This window comes from Rickettsia endosymbiont of Nabis limbatus, from assembly GCF_965196655.1.
In the GTDB taxonomy this organism is placed as follows: Bacteria; Pseudomonadota; Alphaproteobacteria; order Rickettsiales; family Rickettsiaceae; genus Rickettsia.
Genome location: NZ_OZ239771.1, coordinates 1,063,027 through 1,084,462, shown reverse-complemented (window position 1 = coordinate 1,084,462; position 21,436 = coordinate 1,063,027). Strand labels below are relative to the sequence as shown.

The following is a 21,436-nucleotide window of genomic DNA, read 5'->3' as shown; positions in this document are numbered from 1 at the left end:
AATAAAACCATATTCTTGAGTATCCGCATTGTTAAAAATTCGTAAAACTATAATATCTAAACCTGTACCTATAATAAAATTAATACCAAATTTTGTGACTCTGCTTGGCTTAGTAACGGGGATGAGTTCAGTAAAATTTGCATTAGATAGTAAATGGGAAATTGCGGTATATTGCATTATAGTAGCAGCAATTATTGATGGCATTGATGGAAGAATTGCAAGGATGCTAAATGCTACTAGCCCTTTTGGTGCAGAACTTGATTCGTTATGTGATTTTGCTAATTTTGGTATAGCACCTGCTTATTTGATATATTTATGGTCTTTTCAGCAATATGAATATAAAGTATTTTCTTCAGCAGTGATGTTACTATTCATAGTATGTATGGCTCTGCGTCTTGCTAGGTTTAATGTAGGTATTTATCAGCCAAAACAAGATAAAAAACCTGAGCATTTCTTTACAGGTGTGCCTGCCCCTTGTGGTGCTTTACTTGCCTTAGTTCCTGTAATGATAGATTTTGAAATCGGTACATTATTAAATATAAATGTTCGTATTCATACTATAACAATTAACATCTATTTAGCTATTATAGCTTTTCTGCTTGCTAGCAGACTCCCTACGATTTCGACAAAAAATTTAAGTATTAAGCCTGAATATTTATCGCTTGCAATGATTTTATTTGCTGTTGTTATTATAAATCTTATAATATATCCATGGTATGCACTGCCATTTATTGCAGTTATATATATTCTTTCTATCCCGTTTTGTTATTTCTTAAAACATAAATTTAATAACAATTAATTATGCTTGATGTATTAAAACAAAATATTCAGAAATTTAAAAATCACCCATTTGCTAAATATATCATCATTATAGCCCTTATAGTAATAATTTATTCAGGTTATAAAATTTATGTTTGGGTAAATACAGAATCAACAGATAATGCTTATATTGATGCTGATATTTCAGATGTTAGTGCTGAAATTAATGGAGTTTTAACTAGTTTATTAGTGACTAATAACACAAAAGTTACTAAAGGTGATCTAATCGGTGAAATCGATGATAGGGACTATAAAGCCAAGCTTGCAGCACTTGAGGCATCTATCGGAGCTTCAGAAAAAAATATAGAGATTATTGATCAAAAAATATCAATAGGGCAGGTTAACTTAGAGCAATCAAATGAAAAACTAAAACTTGCCACCACAAGTTTTAATATTGTTTCAACTGATTTTACTAGAGTACAAGAGTTAAATAAGGCAAAGTTTGCCAGTATTAAAGCATTAGATGATTCTAAAAATGCTTATCAAAAAGCAAAAACCGATTACAAACAAGCTCAGCTAGATATAGATATCTCAAGGCAAAACTTACAGCTCCTTGGGCTTGAAAAAGCTGCAGAACAAGAAAAACTGAAAGAATTAGAGGCGAATAAAAAAATTACCTTACGGAGTTTGCAGAACACTAAGCTTATTGCTGCGGTATCTGGTGTATTTGGTAATAGTAGCTTAGAAGTAGGAAATTATATAACGCCTGGTAGAGCCTTATTTTCCATAGTACAAGATAATTCAATGTACATTCAGGCTAATTTTAAGGAAACACAAATTAAGAAATTTCAGTCAGGCATGAAAGTGAAAATCCAATTTGATGCTATTCCTAAAAAAACATTTTATGGAAAAATCCGCAATATTTCTCCTGCTACCGGTTCTAAATTTACCTTAATCCCACCCGATAATGCCACCGGTAATTTTACTAAAATAGTGCAGCGTGTACCTGTTTTAATAGATTTTGATGCACCTGTTGCCAATCTTATCCCAGGCATGTCAGTAATCGTATCTATCAGAACTGATCAAAAGATATGATTTTTTAGGGAAAGTGTTGTCTAAGTTGAATTTTTATGCTATAAGGCAAAACAAAATACAACTATAAGTAGTTTATATTTATATGCAAAGATATTTAGACCCAACAAATGATAGTTTGTTTAAAAAAATTTTTAGCGATATAGAACGCTTAAAAGAGTTTATCAATAGTATACTTGATTTACCTGAAGGGTATAGAATAAAAGAAATTGAATATATTCCGATAGAGCAGCTACCTTTAATAAATTTAGGAAAAAGAGTTATATTTGATCTAAAAGTAAAAGATGAAACCGGTAACTGGTATATAATCGAGATGCAAAAGAAGAATGAGTCAGATTATTTAAAACGAGCTCAATATTATTCTGCTCATGCTTATGTTAGTCAACTTAAAAAAGGTCTACTTTACAAGAATTTATTACCAGTAGTTATTATATCTTTAATTAAAGATAAGCTATTTAATGAGGAAGTACCATATATTAGTTATCACAAAACAATAGAGGCAAGTAGCAAAAAACAATATTTATACGACTTATCATATGTATTTATTGAACTTGGAAAATTTAATAAGGAAAAATTAGAAACAGTCGCAGATGAGTGGTTACATTTATTTAAATGTGCAGTAGAGGAAAAAGATATACCCGAAGATATCACTAGCGATAAAGTCAAAGAAGCTTATCATGTTATTGAAATGCATAATATGACTCATGAAGGTTATGATTTATATATTAGAACTAAACTCGCTGAGCAAACTGAAGAGATTACCTTAGAAGAACATTTTGAAAAAGGTAAAGCTGAAAGAAATATAGAAATAGCAAAAAATTTATTGATTGCAGGTGTAGACATACAAGTTATATCTACATCAACCGGATTACCAAAAGAAGAAATTGAAAAACTAAAAGCCAAACTCAACCACTACCGGCTGAGAGCCGGTAGGTTGATGATAGGCACTAGAAGTGCCGTAGAGTTTAAGCTAAAGCTTATTCCAATCTAATGTTAGAAATAGAAGTTGGTTTATGAGCTTCTGTATGGTTATTTATATACTCATTAATTACTTCATCTGTGATATGACCACTTGTTGTACTAAAATAACCTCTTCCCCAAAAATGCTTCCCCCAATATCTCTTTTTTAATTCTGGGAATTCTTGTTGTATTCTACGTGAAGTTCTACCTTTTGCTCTTTGTACAAATTCACTTACTGCTATATTAGAAGGTATCGATACTAAAATATGTACATGATCAGATGATATCACCCCATTTACTATCCTAATATTCATTTCCTCTGAAACTTGAGCTATGATTTCCCTAATCCTTTCTTTGATAACTTGGGTTAATACTTTATAACGGTATTTTGTTATCCATACTATGTGATACCTGTGATAATATACCGTATGTTTCCCTTTTTCATATTCTGTCATAGTCATCCTATAAAATAAGTCCTACTTACTTATTTTATATAAGACGACTATGACTTATTCAAACTAAAGTTTCTCCACCTGAAGGTGGAGGTTTGAACCATCAGCTGGATAATCAATAATATTTAAAAAATGGCTGTGTTATAATTCAGACTCCAATGATTGGAAAAGCATTATTTGTCTTTCATCTCTGCTATTTCTTTCTTTAATTTTATTACTAGGGTTTGTAATTTTTCAAATTCCTCCCTGGTAACATAATTACCTTTAAGTATTTTGTCCTCAATCACGTCGCAACTTTTATCTTTTATATTATTTATTGCTTTATGGAGGACGCTGCTAGCTCCTGTGGCTACTTTTAATAAATCATTTGTTTTCATTTTAAAATACCTCAAGTGATAAAGCATGTAAGCCATTTTGAAATTCATCAGCAAGTAGTCTATTAATAGTACGATGGTTGACGATTAGGCTTTTGCCTTGTAAAACTTCTGCCGAAATTTTTATTTTAATATGGCTTTGAATCCCGTCATAATGACTAGCATGTTTATGACTTTCGTCTATTATTTCACAAAAATGTGGTTTTAACACACTTAAGCTTTTAGTTATCCTGTCTATTCTGCTCATATTTTTATTTTATTTATAGAAAAAATATCTTAGTATTTGTTAGAATATATAATTTTTTTATCAAAATGGCAATGTCAGAATTAATCACGGAATATAAAGTTTTACAAGCTGAAATGGATAAAATAGAAAAAGGAGTATGTTTTGCTTGTAAATTATTGAATTATGATGAATTTGCATTTATAGAACCAAATAAAAATTTCATAATTCAGGATTTAGAAAGAATTATTGAAAATGTAAGCAAGGAACTAAATATTCCTTTAAAGTTTAGGAAAACAGAAAAGGATATCATATTATTTGTATTAGATATTACCGATTCTGATCTAATTAAAAGTTTTGCCAGAAAGTTATATTTATCTTCTCAACTTTATATAAATGAGGAGCGACCAGAAATTTATATAAATTGTTATATTGCAAGCACCGAGTTTCCCAAAGTAAGTACTAATGCAGAAGAGATTGAAAAAATACTAAACATGTTACTTTCACAAAATAATAATAATTATTATTATCGTGAATATAATCGTGATGACCATGATTTAGAGAATATAAAAAAGTTTAATTTACAGCTCAATTTGCTTAGGCAAGCTTTAGCTAAAAAAACTATACGTTTTTCCTATCAGCCTATAATTGATCGTAAGACTTTGAAAGTACATTATTATGAATGTTTGCTTCGCATACCAGATGAGAATGGTGCTTATATTTCTGTTGGTCCTATAATTCCTATTGCTGAAAATAAAGGATTAATTTTTGTAATTGATCAGATTGTTTTAGAAATGAGTGTTCATGAGCTTGCAAACAATCCTAATTTAATGCTATCTGTTAATATTTCGAATATTGGCACAACTGATGAAGCTTTATGGGAAATAGCAGAAAATTTATTAAGAACTTATGATGTTCGAGATCGTTTAATTATCGAAATTACCGAGACTTCTTTTAACGAGAATTATGATAAAATAAACATATTTATCAATAAGTTACGTAAGTTTGGTTGTAAATTTGCTTTAGATGATTTCGGCTCAGGATTTACTTCCTTTAAACAACTTCAAAGTTTGCCTATAGATATTATAAAAATTGATGGTAAATATGTCCGTAGTATTACAAGCGATGTACAAAGTAGATATTTTGTTGAAAGATTAATTAAAATCTCGGAAGATTTAAATATTGAAACAGTAGCTGAATTTGTCGAAAACGGTGAAATAGCTAAGTTTTTAATAGATCTAAAAGTAGGCGGCTTGCAAGGCAATTACTACTCCGAAGCAAAATTTGATAGGGCGGAGTAGGGTAGAGCCGTCTTTTATGTCATTCCCGCAAAAGCGGGAATCCAGGAAAATAAACATAAAAGCAGCAAGTTTTTAAAATTAAAAGCTCGATTTCTCTCGCTTTATGCTGGATTCCCGCTTTTGCGGGAATGACATAAAAAGTATAGTACTTGACAAAATCCCTAAAACCATATATGCACAACTCAATTTTAAAAATTAACTTAAATGCTGTTACTTGAATTAAAAAAAACTAATCAAACTTTAGAAACTATACATTTTATTGGTATTGGCGGCGTTGGAATGAGCGGCATTGCTGAAATATTACATAATCTTGGTTATAAGGTGCAAGGTTCTGATTTATCAGAAAATTATAATACCAAACGTTTAGAAGCATATGGCATTAAAATATTTGTTGGTCATGCACCACAAAATATTACAAATGTCTCATATGTTGTTGTTTCTTCGGCAATTAATCGAAATAATCCGGAAGTAAAAGAAGCTTTGGAGCGTAAAATCCCAATTATCAGACGAGCAGAAATGCTTGCTGAGCTTATGAGGTTAAAATGCTCAGTAGCGGTATCAGGTTCGCATGGTAAGACTACTACCACGTCTTTAGTTGCTTGCTTATTTGAGGCAGCTGGTTTACATCCTACAGTCATTAATGGCGGTATTATTAATAACAGATCAACAAATGCATATCTTGGTTCAAGTAATTATTTAATTGCTGAAGCAGATGAATCAGATGCAACTTTTATCAGTATTCCGTCGACCATTGCAATAATAACCAATATTGATCCGGAACATTTAGATTATTACAAAGATTTTGATACGTTAATTAATGCCTTTAGAAGCTTTATTACGAACTTACCTTTTTATGGTTTTGCTGTTTGCTGTATTGACCATAAAACCGTACGTGAGTTGGTAAATAATATTACTGAGCAGAAAGTTATCACTTATGGTATTGATTCTGACGATGCTCATATTACAGCATTTAATATTAGTACAGATATTAACTCATCTACCTTTGATGTAAAAATCACCTTACCGAATGTAAGCGGTGTTACAATTATAGAAAAAATTACTATTCCCACTCCAGGAAGACATAATATTTTAAATAGCCTTGCTGCAATTAGTGTAGGGGTAGAATTAGATTTCGGTATTAAAGCTATTAAAAACGGCTTTAACAACTTTAAAGGAGTGAAAAGGAGATTTACTAAGGTAGCTGAATATAATCACGCTTCAGTTATTGACGACTATGCTCATCATCCTGAAGAAATTAAGGCAACATTATCTACTGCAAAAAATATAGCAAATAAACAGCATGGTAAAGTTATTGCTATTTTTCAGCCGCATAGATATTCAAGAATGCAGCATTTATTTGATGATTTTATGCGTTGCTTTAATGATGCGGATTTACTTTATATTACAGATGTATATGCGTCAGGTGAAAGCCCTATAGAGGGTATTAGTGGACAAAGTTTAATTGATAATATTACTAAGCTCAAATATCATAATCAAGCAAATTTCTTAGCAAAATTAGATGATAGTGTAGAAGTTATAATGAATAAAGCATCACCTGGTGATATGATTATTATGATGGGAGCAGGAAATATCTCGAATTTTGCAAATGAATTACCACAAAAATTTGGTAATTTGTCATGAATCTCCCTATAGTAAAAGGTGAATATAGGAAAGATTATAACTTAAAACATTTAACATGGTTTAAGGTAGGCGGTAATGCTGAAATATTTTTTAAGCCCGTAGATAGCGAAGATTTAGCAAGCTTTTTAGTGCAAAATAAACAAAAATTACCCATAAATACTTTTGGTGCTGGCTCAAATATTATCATAAGAGATGGTGGTATAGAGGGAGTTACGATAAAGCTTGGTCAAAATTTTAGTAATATCGATTTTACGGATGATAATTATTTAATAGTCGGTAGTAGTTGCCTTAATTTTAGTTTAGCTAAATTTTGTCAGGTAAATGCTATTAGTGGCTTTGAGTTTTTAGTCGGCATCCCTGGCACTATTGGCGGCGGTGTTGCGATGAATGCCGGAGCTTATGGCTGTGAATTTAAAGATATTTTAGTTAGAATTGAAACAATTGACTTTGCGGGAAATTTTCGAACATTTACAAATGAAGAAATTGGCTTTAAATATCGTGGTAATAATTTGCCAAAAGATTTAATTATTCTCAAAGCTGTTTTTAAAGTTACTAAAGGTAATAGTGAAGATATATTAGTGCGGATGAATGAAATAAATGCTGCAAGATCATCAACGCAACCAATTAAAGAGCGTACCGGCGGTAGTACTTTTGCAAATCCGGAAAGATTTAAATCGTGGCAGCTTATTGACAAAGCAGGACTTAGAGGCTATAGAATAGGCAACGCTTCTATCTCAGAACTTCATTGTAACTTTATGATAAACAATGGAAATGCTACTGCTAAGGAGTTAGAGGATCTAGGTAATTTCGTCCAGCAGAAAGTATTTGAAGATAGTGGGATTAAATTGAATTGGGAAATTAAGCGGATTGGGAAATTCTAACTTCGTCATTGCGAGCCACTGAAAGTGGCGTGGCAATCCCATACGAATGTCCTGAGATTGCTTTGTCGCTACGCTCCTCGCAATGACATAAAAAATAAAAATATGCATAAATATCAAACACATTGGGTCGGAAGCTCAGAAATTAAAATATTAAGTGATAGTGGTAAGAAACACATAGCGTTAGTAGCTGGTGGTATGTCTGCTGAACGGGAAGTGTCGCTAATATCAGCTGAAGGGGCAGGCAAAGCTTTATTAGAAGCAGGATATAAAGTTACTTTTATAGATATGGGAGCTGATGTTGCCGTTAAGCTGCATGAAATAAAGCCTGATATTGTTTTTAACTGCCTGCATGGCACATATGGTGAAGATGGCTGTCTGCCTGGACTTCTTAATATTATGCGAATTCCTTATACTCATAGCGGGGTTTTAGCATCAAGCCTTGCTTTTGATAAGGTACATTCCAGAAGCTGGTTTTTGACTAATAATATTAATATGGCAGAAAGTATTGTTGTAAATAAAAGCGATAATATTAAGGATGATCCTATGAAGCGTCCATATGTTATTAAGCCTCTTACACAAGGATCAAGCATAGGGGTTGAGGTAATATTTGAGGAAGATGATTTTAGCTTTGCTAATTATGATTTTCCTTATAGTAATGAGGTAATAATAGAAAAGTATATAAAAGGGCGTGAATTACAAGTAGCAATATTAAATGGCAAAGCCTTAGGAGCTTTAGAAATTAAGCTGTTAAAAAACCGTTTCTATGATTACGAAACTAAATATACTGAAGGATTCGCTGAGCATCTTTGTCCCGCTCCGCTGCCAAGCAAGTTATATGATAAATTGCTTAGAGAATCTGAGAAAATTTATAAGACTATGAATTGTAGAGGTCCTGCTAGAGCTGAATTTATTTTAGAAGATGGAACAAATAAATTATATGCCTTAGAAATAAATACTCATCCTGGCATGACTCCTCTATCTATAGTTCCTGAAATAGCGGCTTCTCAAGGCATAAATTTTATTAACTTAATTGAAGAAACTTTAAAGACTGCAAACTTTGACTCATGAGAAAAAAAACAAGCTCAAATAAAAAAAATACAGCTAAAAAAAACAATAACATTTCATTGCGTCGAAAGTTAGGATTAATCTATAAAAAAACAACATTAATACTTAAAATCGTTTTAATTATCTTTATATGTTTGTTTGCTTTCACAAAATATTTTGCTTCGTTAAAAAATTATTTAACAACAAATACATATCAAATAACTACAGAACTTGGTTTTAAACTTGAGAATGTAATAATTGAAGGGCAACAAAATGTTGACGAACCTACAATATTAAAAGTTTTAAATGCTAAAAAAGGTAATTCTATTTTTGCTCTTAATTTAGATGGAATTAGGAATAATTTAAAGAATAATAAATGGATTAAGGAAGTATATGTTTCAAGAAGATTACCAAATACGATATATATAAAACTGTTTGAAAGAGAACCTATTGCCATTTGGCAGATTAATAATCAACTCTTCTTGATTGATGAAGAGGGTTATGAAATCAGTAAGAACATAGAGCCATTCCCTCATTTATTACATGTTGTAGGGGAAGGAGCAAATATATATGCTAGCAAGTTGGTAAATGAGCTACAAAAATATCCGGCAATAATAAATAAAACTTTATCTGCTGTTAGATGCGGAGATAGAAGATGGGATTTAAATCTTAAAGGTGAGATAAATATTAAATTACCGGCAAAGAATTTTGAAGAAGCCTTAAAATATATAGATGCACTCAATAAAGCAAATAAACTATTTAATCAAAATTACAAAATATTAGATTTGAGAGACAAAAATAAATATTATATAGAAAAGTATTAATTAGACTCGTCATTGCGAGGAGATGCAATGCATCGACGTGGCAATCTAAGGACGTTTAACTAGATTGCTTCGTCGCTATGCTCCTCGCAATGACGTTTTTGGGATTACAACAAACATAAAAAATGAAAGAAAAAATATCAAATTTTGTAGCACTTGACTGTGGTAGTAGTAAAATTGCTGCCATTGCCGCCTATATTAGTAAAAAAGGTGAGGTTAAGGTAGCAAGTCAAAATTTACATCACTCTAAAGGTATAAAATCAGGGGTTATAACAGATTTAAAGAGTGCTGAAAGTAGTATTATTCCGGCAATTTATGCGTTAGAAAAAGATTGTAATAAAAATATCAAAAAAGTTATATTATCGCTATCAGGAGCTGCTACTAAATCTTATTATATAAACTATACCATTAAAGTTAGTACAGCGACTATAACCGAGCAAGACATAAAAAAGCTTTTACAAAAAGCATTACAGGAATTTAAATTTAAGAATCAAGAAATTATACATTACTTTCCTCTTGAGTTTATTCTTGATAATAATAGGGTCGAAAACCCTATAGGTATGTATGGAAGAGAGCTTGGTTGTGAATTACATATTATTGCGGCCGAGTCAAATATGTTATCAAACATCGTGCAGTGTTTTGCTAAATGCCATATCGAAGTTACCAATATTACTCTAGCCATTTATGCTTCTGCAATTAGCTGTCTTACGAATGATGAAAAAAATCTTGGTTCACTAATCGTAGATATAGGTGATAAAACCACTTCTTTTGGTATTTTTTTTGCCGGTAAATTGATATATACAGGACACGTAAATATAGGTAGTTTTCATATTAGTTCTGATATTGCAAAAGTTTTCGGTACTGACCTTGCTACAGCTGAAAAATTAAAGATTTTATATGGTAACGCAATTTTATCCTCTTTTGATAAAGACAGTATTATTAATATGGAGGATTTTAATGTTGATGCTCACCATAGCCCTGCAGGAGCAGTAACGGTTTATAAACTTTCTGAAGTAATAAAAGCAAGAGCGGAAGAAATATTGTTAATGGTAAAGTCTGAATATGATAAGGCAATAAAAGGACAAATATCAGTGTACCGCACTGTTATTACTGGAGGTGGATCGCAGCTTAGAGGTTTAAAGGAGCTTTCAAGTAAGATTTTTGAGAAGCAAACTAGAATAGGTAAACCAGAGCTTATTGATGGCTTTACTGAAGATTATAATCCAGCTACTTATTCGGCAGTTATAGGTATGCTAAAAATTCATGCTCTAAAACAGCAAAAAGAATTTGCACATATGAAACTTGATGAAAATAGCAGCTGGATTAATAAAGTTTTTGATTGGCTAAGAGAGAATATTTAATTAAATCTATTATTGACTTTCTTTTCTAACAATTTTGTTACATAAATTTATAATGTGTAATAGTTGAGATTTTATCTTACATTTAGTAAAATAAATTAATTATTAAATGGAGATAAGAAATGAACTTAAATCAAAAAATAATAAAGCCAAAATTAGGATTACTAGAACTCGCTAAGAGTCTTGGTAGCATATCATCAGCATGTAAAGCGATGGGCTATAGCAGAGATAGTTATTACAGATTTAAAGAACTGTATGAAACTGGTGGTGAAGAAGCGTTGTATGAAATTAGTCGAAGAAAGCCAATAATAGCCAATAGAGTTGATCCAGCGATAGAGAAGGCAGTAATGGATATGGCAATAGAATATCCAGCATATGGTCAGCTAAGAGTATCAAATGAGCTTAAGAAGAGTGGTATACTTGTATCACCTGGAGGAGTGAGATCAATTTGGTTACGTAATGATTTAAACAATATCAATAAAAGGCTTAAAGCATTAGAAGCAAGGATGGCTCAGGATGGTATTGTACTTACTGAATCTCAGTTACAAGTACTAGAGAAACGACGTAGCGAAAAAGAAGCCCATGGCGAGATTGAGACACAGCATCCAGGTTATCTAGGATGCCAAGATACATATTATGTAGGAAATTTTAAGGGTATAGGTAAGGTTTATTCTCAGGTATTTATTGATAGCTATAGCAGAGTAGCTGATGCTAAACTATATACTGATAAAACAGCTTTAACTGCTGCTGATATGCTTAATGACCGCGTGTTACCATGGTATGAAACTCAAGGCATACCAATACTTCTTAAACTATAATTCTTTTGGCTAATTGTTAAAAATTGACAGTAATCTGTTCTATTAATTGGTATTGCTTGCAATCTGTTCCTCTTTGACATGTTTAATTATTCTTACAATAATTTATCACTCTTCCACTCATAGCGTAAGTTTTGAAGGATATTTTATGAGCACAGTATGTAAACATGGTGATGAGCGGAAATTACGTAATTATGTAAAAAATCAAGGTTCAGGTAAACCTTCTTATAAAGCATTTCAACAAAAACAGTTAAAACTTTTTGGATAGATACCTCGTAGCTCTGCTGCGAGGAGTATCATTTAAAATAAGTTATAGAAATAATTAAACCAAGTCAACAATTTTAATTGTTAGTTGTAAAATAGTAGAGGTAATAGTGCCGATTAAACTAATTTAGGCTTTTTTCTTGGTCTTAATTTAGTATCACGAAATAACGATAAACAGATATAAAATTTTTAAAGGTTTGACAATTCTAGAAAAAAATTTCAAATTTTGTATTTGAAAACCTGCGACTAAGAAGCAGAAAACTTGATTACTTTACAAGAAATTGCTAGTGTCCCACATGACAAAACATACTGGACAGCCAGCTAAAGAGGGTTGAGAAATATCTTAACTATCTACCCATCTTAAACTTACGAAGTAATGGTATGGACCTCCCTATATACAGAATCAATAATAGTATATAGGGAGGTCTATACATGTCTGAAGCTTGCACTTCATTAAACTTTTGGTACATTCCTAGAATATTTATATTTATATGTACATATGGCAGTACTTCTTAATAAAATATTTTTTTCTCCGGACAATACTTATTCTGTAAAAATGCTTTCAGCTTTTGCTTATTGTTCAACTTTCGTATTTAGGCACCTTTGGTGCATTATTATTTGGCTGGATAGGTGATAATATAGGGCGTAAACCGGTAATTTTAATATCAACTTTTTTAATGTCCTGTTAGAGAATATCAAAATAAATATGATATTGCAGTTAAAAATCATGAAATTGAAATAAAAAATTCTGAAAAATCGTGGATGGTAAAACTCTGGGATCGGGATTTAAGTAAAACCTACGATGCTGAAATTAACTATTTGTTTAGCCAAAAAGCAGTTAAAACAATGTTAAGTGAAAATAATAATAAAAATGATAACGTTATAAACTTTAAAAAACAATATTTAGAAGAAGAATTACACTGCTCTATCGTTTTATATAACCCACTTGATAAAGAAGAGATAGATATACAAAATTTGACTAAAATTTTTTCTAAAAGGTTTGAAAAAGAGGATGAAAATATTTCCTTTCAAATATTATGTCTTGAAAAAAAGATATATTTCTCATCAGCAGCAGCATTTTGTCAAATGTGAATAAAGCATTAGAGATTTTTAGAAATAATGATAAGAACTTTGCAGAAAGACAAATGCCTATGGTAACTAACCCTGCTATAGCTAATGCATGTGTGGTACAGGGTGATATATTAGCCGAGATGGATAAGCTTGAAGATGCTTTAAAAAGCTATAGAAAGGCACAAATGATATATTTTAACTTATATAGAAAAAATAGTAAAAATATTGCTCAAGTAAGTTATTTGAATCTTCAAGGAGCAAAAGCAGCCTGTAAAAAGAAAGATATAAGTATGTATAAAGCTTTTGGTAATCCGCAAGCTATGGAGTTTGGAGTCAAGCATCCTGATACAATAGAAATGTTTAAATATTGTGAAGCACTAGATATGCATTTAAGTAAAAAAAGAATGAATAAATAAATTTTATCAATAGCAAAACTATCTTAAGTTGCTACTCCTTGGTGTTATATATAAATTATTTAGTGCTTTATTTAATAATTCTTGCAAAAGCTTTATACTTTGCAATCTTTCATTTAAATAATTATATTCTACCTAAGTTTGAAAATAAAAAATCTTGAGTGATTATTGATTTAAATACTAGAAATCCTATATATGCAGCTAAGCATACGAATAGTGATAACAAAAAATCACTCTTACCTACTTTAGGCAAACCTCTAAACACAATCCTTAAATCTTATTTGATGAGCAAGAGTAATAGGGCATAAGCTAACATTAGCAAGTGCCGGATCAGGTGATATAGCTTGAGAGGCGAAAAACTTGATTACTCTCTGGCTTTTCCGTTCGATAAATTACAAGAAATGGCTAATTGTCCCGACTGGCGGAGAGAGAGGGATTCGAACCCTCGATACGGTATGACCCGTATAACGGTTTAGCAAACCGCCGCCTTCGACCACTCGGCCATCTCTCCGTTTATGTAGGATTATTTTATATCAGCTAATTAAAAGAATTTCTAGAGTTATTTTTAAGTTATATATGCAAAATTTAAAAATGATACTCCTCGCAGCAGAGCTACGAGGTATCTATCCAAAAAGTTTTAACTGTTTTTGTTGAAATGCTTTATAAGAAGGTTTGCCTGAACCTTGATTTTTTACATAATTACGTAATTTCCGCTCATCACCATGTTTACCTACTGTGCTCATAAAATATCCTTTACTCCAAAACTCACTTCCCCATAATTTTTCTTTAAGATTTGGATATTTCTTAAACATTTCCTTAGATGTAATACTTTTTATGATTTGAGTTATTTTTGTTGGGCTATACATTAGTATTGACTGTAGTAAAAAATGTACATGTTCTTTATCTACTCCTATTTCCAAAAATCTAATTTCATAACGAGCTTCTATGTCCTCACAAATTTTACATAAATAATCGTCTAGTTCCTCTTTGAATATTACTCTTCTATACTTTGCCGGTGTTACTAAATGATATATTAGTACTGTGACATTATCACTTTTATGTATATAACTGCTTTCTTCCATGCATCTAGTATATCACGAAGCAGACCTTCGGGGAATTAAACCCTAAGAGATTAATCTGCTTTTGTTCTTTTTATTCATATAATTATTTATGAGATTTTTTTTGAAATAGATTATTCCTGCTCAAAATAATTTTCTGATATTGTAGAATTACCTATATTAAAAAAATTATCTTTACTAGTGCAATTAGGATATACATCAAATTTAGACACAAAAGCGGCAAAATTAATCCAGTGATTTGTGTTAAAAAGTCGACTAATTTTATTATAAATAAATTTACTATCTTCATTTATCTTAGATTTAATAATTTCTATTCGCGTTTCTAAATTAACACGATAAGAATCAGAAACTAACAATTTTACTAAGCTATCATTAGCGTTGCAAATACTAAATAATCTATCTAAATTTTCTTCGTCAAGGTCATGAAATAATTCTTTATATTGAATTAAGAATTTATTCCAAACTACTGTTTCAATATTTATAAAATAATAATAATTTTTAGGCTGATATTTAGAATCATATTTTTGTAATGGTATCGAAAAATATATTTTATCTAAATTTTTATGGAAATTTGGTAAATTGTCAAAATGTGCAGCTACAAAAAGTATAGTAGGTTCAGTAATAGAATAATTTATAAAATAAATTTGATGCATGAAATTAATAATACTTGCTATCTCAGCAACTAAATTACTATCTAGTATTTCTAATACAGCTTACTATGCTATCTATATTATTTAATTCTGCTTTTGTATAATTGGTATATTTGATATCAAAATTTTCAAAGGTAATAATTTTACCTTTAATTATCTTCTCTGTTACTCTACAACTATTGTCTAAAAACTCTTCATCATAATTAGCAACTAGATGTATTGTAGGATCATATATATCTTTAAAATTATTCTGTAGCATATTTTTTATTGCTTTTACCGTATTTTGGTTAAAACAACTAAATTCTAATATATGTTGTATATTAGTAAGTAAAAAACTTGCATATTTTGCCTTATTAAAAGGAATAATATACTATGGATTTCATACTTTTCAATAGAATTTCTTATATCAGAAATTATTTTAAAGCATTCTCTTCTTAAAAAACCATCATTAGTCTTTGTTATACTTAATATCTTAAGTTTTTTTATTTCATTATTTAACGCGAGTTTCGAATTAATATAGCATAGGATTTAGCATATCAAGAGAGATGTAATAGAAGGTTTATTATCAGACATTTGATAATTTATCAGTGCTGCAACCATATGCACAAAGGCATTTGTAACTGATCTATGCCTTGAATGCTCAAACTTCCCCAATAGTTTAATTTTACTAAACACAGATTCTATTAATGCTCTTTTAAGCAATAATATTTTATCCAACATAGACATAAGTTTATTTTTCATATTTTTCTTTACCCTAGTTACCATAAAAATTCCTTGCTCTAAAAGTTGTTTGTCATTGTCAAATAAAAAGGGACCAGTAAATTGCACGAAAAAGGGACCACTATATGTAAAAATTTTTATGTCAAATGACCTCCAAATTTATAGTTATTAATACGATAACTTTTACCTGTGATGTTTAGTATATGTGCATGATGTACTACTCGATCAATAATTGCATGAGTTAATAACTCATCAGCAAATATTTCATTCCATCTTTCAAAATCCTTGTTTGTGGTAATAATGGTAGATTTATTTTCATATCGTTTAGCAATAATATTAAAAAAATCATCTACTGAATGTTTTGGTAATTGCTTAAAACCTAACTCATCAAGAATTAATAAGTCAAATGATAAGAGTAATTTAACTTTTTTGTGATAGCTATTATCTGCTCTTGCAATATGTAAATTATAAAGCATATCCGATACCGTAGTAAAATATACAGAGTATTCTCGTGTTAAAGCTTTTAATGCTAATCCAATAGCAAGATGAGTTTTGCCAGTTCCAGAATTACCTATGAATATGACATTGCCCTTAGTATTAATATAATCACAAGTAGATAAATCACTTATTACTTTGGCATCAATACTTGGTTGGAACTGAAAATCAAAGTCTTCTAAATTTTTAGTGACTGGTAATTTAGCAGCACTTTTACGACGACGGTAATTATTATCCTTACGGTGAGATTTTTCATCTTCACATAATAGTGAGAGAAATTCTTTAAATCCTAGTTTATTATTTTGAGCATAAATAATCCTTTCATTTAAGCTATTGACTATACCTGATAATCTAAAACTACGTAGGTCATTAAGCAAGTTCTGCATTCTGACCTCCAAACTCTGGCAATGGTAAGTTTACTGCATTACTATTTAAGATATTTTTAATTTTAGAGTAAGAACTTATACCGTAATGTAATGCTCTATGACAAGCTTTATCTATTAACTCATCATTGTAAACCTTACGTAAAGAAATAATACCTCTAGCACAACGTTGCCAATCATTTACTCGTGTTTGTTGTAATAACTCTAATAATAAACTGCAATTATTTCCTATCTGCTGCATTTGTTGTTGATAATGTTCACTATATTGGGACTGTTGCGAGATGAGAGGGTAGCAGGTATAATAAAAAAATAAAAAATATGTTTATATGTCAGAGTATCAAATGCTAATGGTAAGTTTAGATGAGTTAGTAAATGCGGATCATCAATATCGTAAATTCAAAAGTTTATTCAAATTCAAAGCAGTTGAAGCTGAGTTATTAGCATTAGAATGCGAAGCTAATTATAAAGGATATGGTATAGAGAGGCTGTTTAAATGTTTGCTGCTACAATTTATGGAAGACTTATCTGATCGGGAATTAGAACGTTATTTAGCTGATAGCACAGCGGCGAAATGGTTTTGTAATTTTGCTCTTACAGAAAAGACACCTGATTATAGTGTATTTAGTAAAATACGTAAAAAAATAGGTACTAATTTACTATCAAAAATATTTACAAAATTCCGCGATCAACTACGAGTACAAGGCTATATGGGTGAAGTATTTACCTTTGTAGATGCTTCTCATTTAATCTCAAAAGCTAATCTCTGGGAGGAACGTGATAAACTAAGAGCACAAAAATATGATAAATTGAATAATGAGACTTTGCCTAAGGTTGCAAAGGATAAACAAGCCAAAATTGGCTGTAAGGGAGGGAATAAATTTTGGTATGGTTATAAAAAACATGTGAGTGTTGATATTCAATCAGGCATGATCAATAAGGTTGCAGTTACCCCTGCAAATGTTACCGATAGCAAAGGTTTTAAGCATGTTATGCCAAGTTCTGGTGCTACATATGTTGATAAAGGTTATTGTACAATCTCTACCAAGAATGCAGCAGCTAAAAAGGGAGTCCATCTTTGTGCAATAAAGAAAAATAATATGAAAGATAAGAATTTTGACCTTGATAAATATTATACGAAAATCAGAGCACCTTTCGAGATGGTATTTTCAAAAGATAATAAGCGGGTTAGATATATAGGAATTGCCAAAAATCAATTCTCCGAATTTATGAATGCCATATGTTTTAATTTAAAACGATTAGTGGTTTTAACAACTTTAATGGCTTAAAGAAATTTATTAATAAAAATTCTAACTCTGTAAACAAATCTCTATTAAATTACTACACTATTGAATAACATTTATCTCTATATTAAACAGAATTTCTTTTTTAAAATATTTATTACCTCCTTTCCTCTTATTTTACTATCAAAAATTATCTTTCAACGACCCCATATTCTATAAAACCTGGGCATAGACGTTTATATTTGGCATAATGAGACGGATTAGTGGTAAATATTCCTTTGCCATCTGTTCTAACGTGCCTTGCTATTAAATCATTTTGGATAGAAAATATTTGAACAAGTTTTGGTGATAATTGTACCAGTACCTCACTGTATATATATTTTGCCGGTACGGAATAATAATTATTATCTATGGTGATATGACAATCTTTTGCTACTTTTCGATTATGCCACGATGACAAATCAAACGTTTCTAATGGTAAAGGCATTAAATTATTACTTTCTTCTTGCTCAAATAGTTCCTGAGGAATTTTTTTAGTAGTACCATGTATTCGGTTATTTGCTTTATTTAACCAGTTAGCAAGATCATGTGTTAATTCTTCATATCTATGAAATTTACGTCCAGCAAAAAAATTATTTTTGACATACTTTATTCCTGATTCTACTTTGCCTTTTTCTTGAGGTTGATACACTCGACAAGGAGAAAGTAAAATTCCATAATGATCAGCTAAACGTTTGTATTCCTTCTGATATACGGGCTCATAGAAATTGCTATCTACCACCCCAGCTTTAAGATTATCAAGTTTTATTACTTTTGGACTGCCAGCAAAATAATTAAATGCATTGATATGACATTGTATCCATGTTTGACAACTTTGATCAAACACTACTTCATAATAATCAAGGCGACTATAACTTAAACGCATATTAAATACATATGCTTTAACTCTACGCCCCTTAGAATTATACTGTAAGCCTATGTCACCAAAATCTACTTGTGCTTCCTCTCCTGCTAAAGTATGAAAACGAATGCAACTGTTATTTTGTATCTTATATTTTTTGATATAACGGGTTAGCGAACCATAACTTTTTGTATAACCTTGAATTTTTAACTCTTCAAAAATTCTTATGTAACTTAGATTCTTTTCTAATAACTCAATTATTTGTTCGTGCCAAGAATCCAGTGCTGAAGATCGTTCATAGGGTGCCGGAGATTCTGTACCAGACTCTACATAACGGTTTACTATTTTTCTTACTGTTTTACGGTCTATTCTCGTTAGTTTGGCAATATTTCTTTGACTGTTGCCTTGCTTATAAAGGGTGATAATTGTTGTGTACATATTTATTCTTATCATTGTATCACTAGATATTTATTTTAATTAATTATCTAGTGAATATTGCACATTATAACCTTATTAGGTTACACCAAATTCTCTGGTCCCTTTTTCGTGCAATTTACTGGTCCCTTTTACTTTAGCAATGACAGTTGTTGAAATAATTGTTGTGAAATATAACCACGATCTCCGAATACTTTACCAAAAAGATTTTTGATCATCAGTTCCAGCTGTTTTCTATCATCCTTATTGCCAGGGCTAAAAGATGCTTTAACTATACCACCGGCTCTATTAATTATTAGATGTAGTTTAAGTCCATAGAACCAACCTTTTGTTGTCTTACTGCGTGCTGCTATGCCGGCGAACACTTTATTCATTGAAATACGGTATCTCTTACATACCTCTATACTACTTGAATCTACAAAAGAAAGGCCATCACACTGATCCAAAATAGAATTGAATATCAGTACTAATAGTGGTAAATGTGGACCTATTATTTTTATAAATTGACTATAGCTTACTAATTGAAAATCTCTTTGATGATAAATCCATATTTGCTTCAGATAATAATTCTTAAAACAATCATAAGATGACTGCCAGTAGCCTATTATAATTGTTATTACCTCACTTCTGTTAAGTCGACTTTTAGGACCAGATTTGTTGTTATGGTTAGTAATTGAATTTGTATGCTTGTCTAATTCTTGAAAAAAATCATCGACGTAACAAAATATTTCTGTAAAATCCATTATCATAGGTTATTGCTCTTAAAGTTTTTTCAATAACCTATAAACTTTTTTCTTATACTATAAATACCATATTTTAATTAGCAATTTGTATTTTGTACTCACTTTATAACAAAAACAGTATTATCAATATCCCCGTAACCCACTGTTTATCAGCTATACAGCGACTTTTTGAATACGAAACTCGCGTTATTTAAATAATCCTGCCAGTCGCTAGTTAATAATTCTAGTAGTTGTCTTAGAAAACTAAAACTTACTCTCATTAAGCTACCCTAAAAAAATATTATAAGTTAGAAGCTACTAAAAAATCTTTTAATTCTTCTACGTTACTTATATTACTAAGTTTAAATGGGTAGTTGATTTTTCTAAGCATATTTGTTAGTACATTTCCTGCTCCTACTTCTACTATATTGGTGATATCTAGTGTGTTAAATAGCTCTAAAGTTTCACGCCATCTAACCCGTCCGCATATTTGAGAAATGAGATTTTGCTTAATTTCTACAGGATCGGTAACAGGTTTTGCCGTATAGTTTTGAATCACCGGAACTAGCGGCTTACTAATTGCTACTTTATCAAGAGCTACTTGCATCTTCTCTTCTGCCGGCTTCATTAAGCTACAGTGAAAGGGAGCACTTACCTTTAGCTTTATGGCTTTATAACCTGCTTCCTTAACTAAACTAATAGCATGATCGATTGCCTCCGCTTTACCGCTGATAACAATCTGTCCATCTATATTATCGTTGGCTATTTCACATTTGCTTTCTTTTACTATTGTCTCAAGTTTATCAATGGATATACCTATACAAGCGGCCATAGCTCCGATATTAGCAGAACAGGCTTCTTGCATGGAGCTGCTGCGTGTATGGAGTAATTTTGCAGTAGTCTCAACGCTGATACTTTCGGCAGCACATAAAGCGGAGTATTCGCCTAAAGAGTGACCAGCAACATAATCGCATAGCTGAGCTATATTTTTACCAGTTTCGGCTTTTATAGTATTGATTATTGCCATAGATACAGCCATTAATGCCGGCTGTGCATTGGTAGTTAATGTTAGCTCTTCCGAAGTAGAGTTAAAAATTATATCGGTAAGCTTTCGTTTTAGTGCTTCATCGATTATTTGGAAAGTTTCTTTTGCAGGTTTAAAATTATCGTAAAAATCCTTGCCCATACCAATGGCTTGAGACCCTTGACCTGGAAAGATAAAGGCTGTTTTCATATATTATATTATTGTTTAGATTGAGTTTATTAATAAATGTTATGAATTTTTTCTGAAATAGTCAAATTATTTTAATCTCTTAGGGTTTAATTCCCCGAAGGTCTGCT

At 30.9% G+C, this 21,436-nt stretch carries 24 protein-coding genes, 1 tRNA gene and 2 pseudogenes; 14 read left to right on the top strand and 13 right to left on the bottom strand.

What is annotated here, in order from left to right:
* Positions 1-28 precede the first annotated feature (28 nt).
* The 3 genes from pssA (at position 29) to ACOAL3_RS06250 (ending at position 2,842) form a co-directional block, all read left to right on the top strand.
* Entirely contained in the window at positions 29-799 is a 771-nt protein-coding gene (gene pssA / locus ACOAL3_RS06260; protein ID WP_011477629.1) for a CDP-diacylglycerol--serine O-phosphatidyltransferase, read from the top strand.
* 2 nt (positions 800-801) lie between these two features.
* Positions 802-1,854 (top strand): HlyD family secretion protein, encoded by a 1,053-nt coding sequence (locus ACOAL3_RS06255; protein ID WP_395477621.1) that lies wholly within the window; start codon positions 802-804, stop codon positions 1,852-1,854.
* An 82-nt stretch (positions 1,855-1,936) separates the two neighbouring features.
* Positions 1,937-2,842, top strand: coding sequence for an Rpn family recombination-promoting nuclease/putative transposase (locus ACOAL3_RS06250; protein ID WP_419234603.1), 906 nt, complete (start codon positions 1,937-1,939; stop codon positions 2,840-2,842).
* On the opposite strand, the gene tnpA (ACOAL3_RS06245) is transcribed toward ACOAL3_RS06250, so the two are convergent.
* The 3 genes from tnpA (ACOAL3_RS06245) to ACOAL3_RS06235 all read right to left on the bottom strand — a co-directional run bounded on the left by tnpA (ACOAL3_RS06245) (position 2,829) and on the right by ACOAL3_RS06235 (position 3,884).
* Positions 2,829-3,266: an IS200/IS605 family transposase gene (tnpA, locus tag ACOAL3_RS06245; protein ID WP_419235618.1), complete on the bottom strand. Its 438-nt coding sequence runs from the start codon at positions 3,264-3,266 to the stop codon at positions 2,829-2,831. The two genes, ACOAL3_RS06250 and tnpA (ACOAL3_RS06245), sit on opposite strands and share 14 nt — an antisense overlap.
* 170 nt (positions 3,267-3,436) lie before the next feature.
* Positions 3,437-3,640 (bottom strand): hypothetical protein, encoded by a 204-nt coding sequence (locus tag ACOAL3_RS06240; protein ID WP_419234602.1) that lies wholly within the window; start codon positions 3,638-3,640, stop codon positions 3,437-3,439.
* 1 nt (position 3,641) lies between these two features.
* A complete protein-coding gene (locus ACOAL3_RS06235; RefSeq protein ID WP_395477616.1) occupies positions 3,642-3,884 on the bottom strand; it encodes a BolA family protein in 243 nt (80 codons plus the stop codon).
* 65 nt (positions 3,885-3,949) lie between these two features.
* Here ACOAL3_RS06235 and ACOAL3_RS06230 point away from each other — a divergent pair, with 65 nt between their 5' ends.
* The 10 genes and pseudogenes from ACOAL3_RS06230 to ACOAL3_RS06185 all read left to right on the top strand — a co-directional run bounded on the left by ACOAL3_RS06230 (position 3,950) and on the right by ACOAL3_RS06185 (position 13,472).
* Positions 3,950-5,161 carry an EAL domain-containing protein gene (locus ACOAL3_RS06230; RefSeq protein WP_419234601.1) on the top strand — a complete coding sequence of 404 codons (1,212 nt, stop codon included), beginning with the start codon at positions 3,950-3,952 and terminating at the stop codon, positions 5,159-5,161.
* Between the two features lie 204 nt (positions 5,162-5,365).
* A complete protein-coding gene (murC, locus tag ACOAL3_RS06225; RefSeq protein ID WP_419234600.1) occupies positions 5,366-6,802 on the top strand; it encodes a UDP-N-acetylmuramate--L-alanine ligase in 1,437 nt (478 codons plus the stop codon).
* Complete coding sequence (murB, locus tag ACOAL3_RS06220) at positions 6,799-7,683, top strand: UDP-N-acetylmuramate dehydrogenase (RefSeq protein ID WP_419234599.1); 885 nt, start codon at positions 6,799-6,801, stop codon at positions 7,681-7,683. Before murC ends, murB begins: the two co-directional genes overlap by 4 nt.
* Positions 7,684-7,785: 102 nt before the next feature.
* Positions 7,786-8,751, top strand: a complete 966-nt coding sequence (locus ACOAL3_RS06215; RefSeq protein ID WP_419234598.1) for a D-alanine--D-alanine ligase — start codon at positions 7,786-7,788, stop codon at positions 8,749-8,751.
* The gene (locus ACOAL3_RS06210; protein WP_419234597.1) at positions 8,748-9,551 is read left to right on the top strand and encodes a cell division protein FtsQ/DivIB; all 804 of its coding nucleotides are present in this window, start codon (positions 8,748-8,750) and stop codon (positions 9,549-9,551) included. The genes ACOAL3_RS06215 and ACOAL3_RS06210 overlap by 4 nt, the downstream gene beginning before the upstream one ends.
* 122 nt (positions 9,552-9,673) lie before the next feature.
* Positions 9,674-10,909, top strand: coding sequence for a cell division protein FtsA (gene ftsA / locus ACOAL3_RS06205; RefSeq protein WP_419234596.1), 1,236 nt, complete (start codon positions 9,674-9,676; stop codon positions 10,907-10,909).
* 119 nt (positions 10,910-11,028) lie between these two features.
* Positions 11,029-11,712, top strand: a pseudogene (locus ACOAL3_RS06200) (helix-turn-helix domain-containing protein); the annotation flags it as partial.
* 85 nt (positions 11,713-11,797) lie between these two features.
* On the top strand, positions 11,798-11,989 hold the full coding sequence (locus tag ACOAL3_RS06195) for a hypothetical protein (RefSeq protein WP_419234595.1): 192 nt from the start codon (positions 11,798-11,800) through the stop codon (positions 11,987-11,989).
* Positions 11,990-12,747: 758 nt separating this feature from the next.
* A complete protein-coding gene (locus tag ACOAL3_RS06190; RefSeq protein WP_419234594.1) occupies positions 12,748-13,077 on the top strand; it encodes a hypothetical protein in 330 nt (109 codons plus the stop codon).
* Entirely contained in the window at positions 13,065-13,472 is a 408-nt protein-coding gene (locus tag ACOAL3_RS06185; protein WP_419234593.1) for a hypothetical protein, read from the top strand. The genes ACOAL3_RS06190 and ACOAL3_RS06185 overlap by 13 nt, the downstream gene beginning before the upstream one ends.
* A 416-nt stretch (positions 13,473-13,888) precedes the next feature.
* On the opposite strand, the gene ACOAL3_RS06180 is transcribed toward ACOAL3_RS06185, so the two are convergent.
* From ACOAL3_RS06180 to ACOAL3_RS06150, 7 genes and pseudogenes are all read right to left on the bottom strand, one after another.
* Positions 13,889-13,980 (bottom strand) — tRNA-Ser (locus ACOAL3_RS06180).
* A gap of 112 nt (positions 13,981-14,092) precedes the next feature.
* A complete protein-coding gene (tnpA, locus tag ACOAL3_RS06175) occupies positions 14,093-14,551 on the bottom strand; it encodes an IS200/IS605 family transposase (RefSeq protein WP_419234569.1) in 459 nt (152 codons plus the stop codon).
* A gap of 110 nt (positions 14,552-14,661) precedes the next feature.
* Positions 14,662-15,201 carry a hypothetical protein gene (locus ACOAL3_RS06170; RefSeq protein ID WP_419234592.1) on the bottom strand — a complete coding sequence of 180 codons (540 nt, stop codon included), beginning with the start codon at positions 15,199-15,201 and terminating at the stop codon, positions 14,662-14,664.
* A gap of 37 nt (positions 15,202-15,238) precedes the next feature.
* Positions 15,239-15,457 (bottom strand): hypothetical protein, encoded by a 219-nt coding sequence (locus ACOAL3_RS06165; protein WP_419234591.1) that lies wholly within the window; start codon positions 15,455-15,457, stop codon positions 15,239-15,241.
* Between the two features lie 269 nt (positions 15,458-15,726).
* Positions 15,727-15,990 (bottom strand): annotated as a pseudogene (locus ACOAL3_RS06160) (transposase); the annotation flags it as partial.
* 65 nt (positions 15,991-16,055) lie between these two features.
* The gene (gene istB / locus ACOAL3_RS06155) at positions 16,056-16,799 is read right to left on the bottom strand and encodes an IS21-like element helper ATPase IstB (protein ID WP_419234522.1); all 744 of its coding nucleotides are present in this window, start codon (positions 16,797-16,799) and stop codon (positions 16,056-16,058) included.
* Positions 16,783-17,037 (bottom strand): hypothetical protein, encoded by a 255-nt coding sequence (locus ACOAL3_RS06150; protein WP_419234590.1) that lies wholly within the window; start codon positions 17,035-17,037, stop codon positions 16,783-16,785. Before ACOAL3_RS06150 ends, istB begins: the two co-directional genes overlap by 17 nt.
* A gap of 85 nt (positions 17,038-17,122) precedes the next feature.
* Here ACOAL3_RS06150 and ACOAL3_RS06145 point away from each other — a divergent pair, with 85 nt between their 5' ends.
* The gene (locus ACOAL3_RS06145) at positions 17,123-18,082 is read left to right on the top strand and encodes a transposase (protein ID WP_419234543.1); all 960 of its coding nucleotides are present in this window, start codon (positions 17,123-17,125) and stop codon (positions 18,080-18,082) included.
* Positions 18,083-18,227: 145 nt separating this feature from the next.
* Here ACOAL3_RS06145 and istA read toward each other — a convergent pair whose 3' ends face one another.
* The 3 genes from istA to fabD form a co-directional block, all read right to left on the bottom strand.
* Positions 18,228-19,376: an IS21 family transposase gene (istA, locus tag ACOAL3_RS06140; RefSeq protein ID WP_419234589.1), complete on the bottom strand. Its 1,149-nt coding sequence runs from the start codon at positions 19,374-19,376 to the stop codon at positions 18,228-18,230.
* Positions 19,377-19,504: 128 nt separating this feature from the next.
* Positions 19,505-20,116 carry an IS982 family transposase gene (locus ACOAL3_RS06135; protein ID WP_419234588.1) on the bottom strand — a complete coding sequence of 204 codons (612 nt, stop codon included), beginning with the start codon at positions 20,114-20,116 and terminating at the stop codon, positions 19,505-19,507.
* Between the two features lie 280 nt (positions 20,117-20,396).
* On the bottom strand, positions 20,397-21,329 hold the full coding sequence (fabD, locus tag ACOAL3_RS06130; RefSeq protein WP_419234587.1) for an ACP S-malonyltransferase: 933 nt from the start codon (positions 21,327-21,329) through the stop codon (positions 20,397-20,399).
* Positions 21,330-21,436: the final 107 nt, after the last annotated feature.

Excerpts from the sequence above, each read along its gene's own strand:
- ACOAL3_RS06255 (WP_395477621.1), top strand. The coding sequence starts at position 802 with ATGCTTGATGTATTAAAACAAAATATTCAGAAATTTAAAAATCACCCA.
- ACOAL3_RS06250 (WP_419234603.1), top strand. The coding sequence starts at position 1,937 with ATGCAAAGATATTTAGACCCAACAAATGATAGTTTGTTTAAAAAAATT.
- tnpA (WP_419235618.1), bottom strand. The coding sequence starts at position 3,266 with ATGACAGAATATGAAAAAGGGAAACATACGGTATATTATCACAGGTAT.
- ACOAL3_RS06240 (WP_419234602.1), bottom strand. The coding sequence starts at position 3,640 with ATGAAAACAAATGATTTATTAAAAGTAGCCACAGGAGCTAGCAGCGTC.
- ACOAL3_RS06235 (WP_395477616.1), bottom strand. The coding sequence starts at position 3,884 with ATGAGCAGAATAGACAGGATAACTAAAAGCTTAAGTGTGTTAAAACCA.
- ACOAL3_RS06230 (WP_419234601.1), top strand. The coding sequence starts at position 3,950 with ATGGCAATGTCAGAATTAATCACGGAATATAAAGTTTTACAAGCTGAA.
- murC (WP_419234600.1), top strand. The coding sequence starts at position 5,366 with ATGCTGTTACTTGAATTAAAAAAAACTAATCAAACTTTAGAAACTATA.
- murB (WP_419234599.1), top strand. The coding sequence starts at position 6,799 with ATGAATCTCCCTATAGTAAAAGGTGAATATAGGAAAGATTATAACTTA.
- ACOAL3_RS06215 (WP_419234598.1), top strand. The coding sequence starts at position 7,786 with ATGCATAAATATCAAACACATTGGGTCGGAAGCTCAGAAATTAAAATA.
- ACOAL3_RS06210 (WP_419234597.1), top strand. The coding sequence starts at position 8,748 with ATGAGAAAAAAAACAAGCTCAAATAAAAAAAATACAGCTAAAAAAAAC.
- ftsA (WP_419234596.1), top strand. The coding sequence starts at position 9,674 with ATGAAAGAAAAAATATCAAATTTTGTAGCACTTGACTGTGGTAGTAGT.
- ACOAL3_RS06190 (WP_419234594.1), top strand. The coding sequence starts at position 12,748 with ATGGTAAAACTCTGGGATCGGGATTTAAGTAAAACCTACGATGCTGAA.
- tnpA (WP_419234569.1), bottom strand. The coding sequence starts at position 14,551 with ATGGAAGAAAGCAGTTATATACATAAAAGTGATAATGTCACAGTACTA.
- ACOAL3_RS06170 (WP_419234592.1), bottom strand. The coding sequence starts at position 15,201 with ATGCATCAAATTTATTTTATAAATTATTCTATTACTGAACCTACTATA.
- ACOAL3_RS06165 (WP_419234591.1), bottom strand. The coding sequence starts at position 15,457 with ATGCTACAGAATAATTTTAAAGATATATATGATCCTACAATACATCTA.
- istB (WP_419234522.1), bottom strand. The coding sequence starts at position 16,799 with ATGCAGAACTTGCTTAATGACCTACGTAGTTTTAGATTATCAGGTATA.
- ACOAL3_RS06150 (WP_419234590.1), bottom strand. The coding sequence starts at position 17,037 with ATGCAGCAGATAGGAAATAATTGCAGTTTATTATTAGAGTTATTACAA.
- ACOAL3_RS06145 (WP_419234543.1), top strand. The coding sequence starts at position 17,123 with ATGTCAGAGTATCAAATGCTAATGGTAAGTTTAGATGAGTTAGTAAAT.
- istA (WP_419234589.1), bottom strand. The coding sequence starts at position 19,376 with ATGTACACAACAATTATCACCCTTTATAAGCAAGGCAACAGTCAAAGA.
- ACOAL3_RS06135 (WP_419234588.1), bottom strand. The coding sequence starts at position 20,116 with ATGGATTTTACAGAAATATTTTGTTACGTCGATGATTTTTTTCAAGAA.
- fabD (WP_419234587.1), bottom strand. The coding sequence starts at position 21,329 with ATGAAAACAGCCTTTATCTTTCCAGGTCAAGGGTCTCAAGCCATTGGT.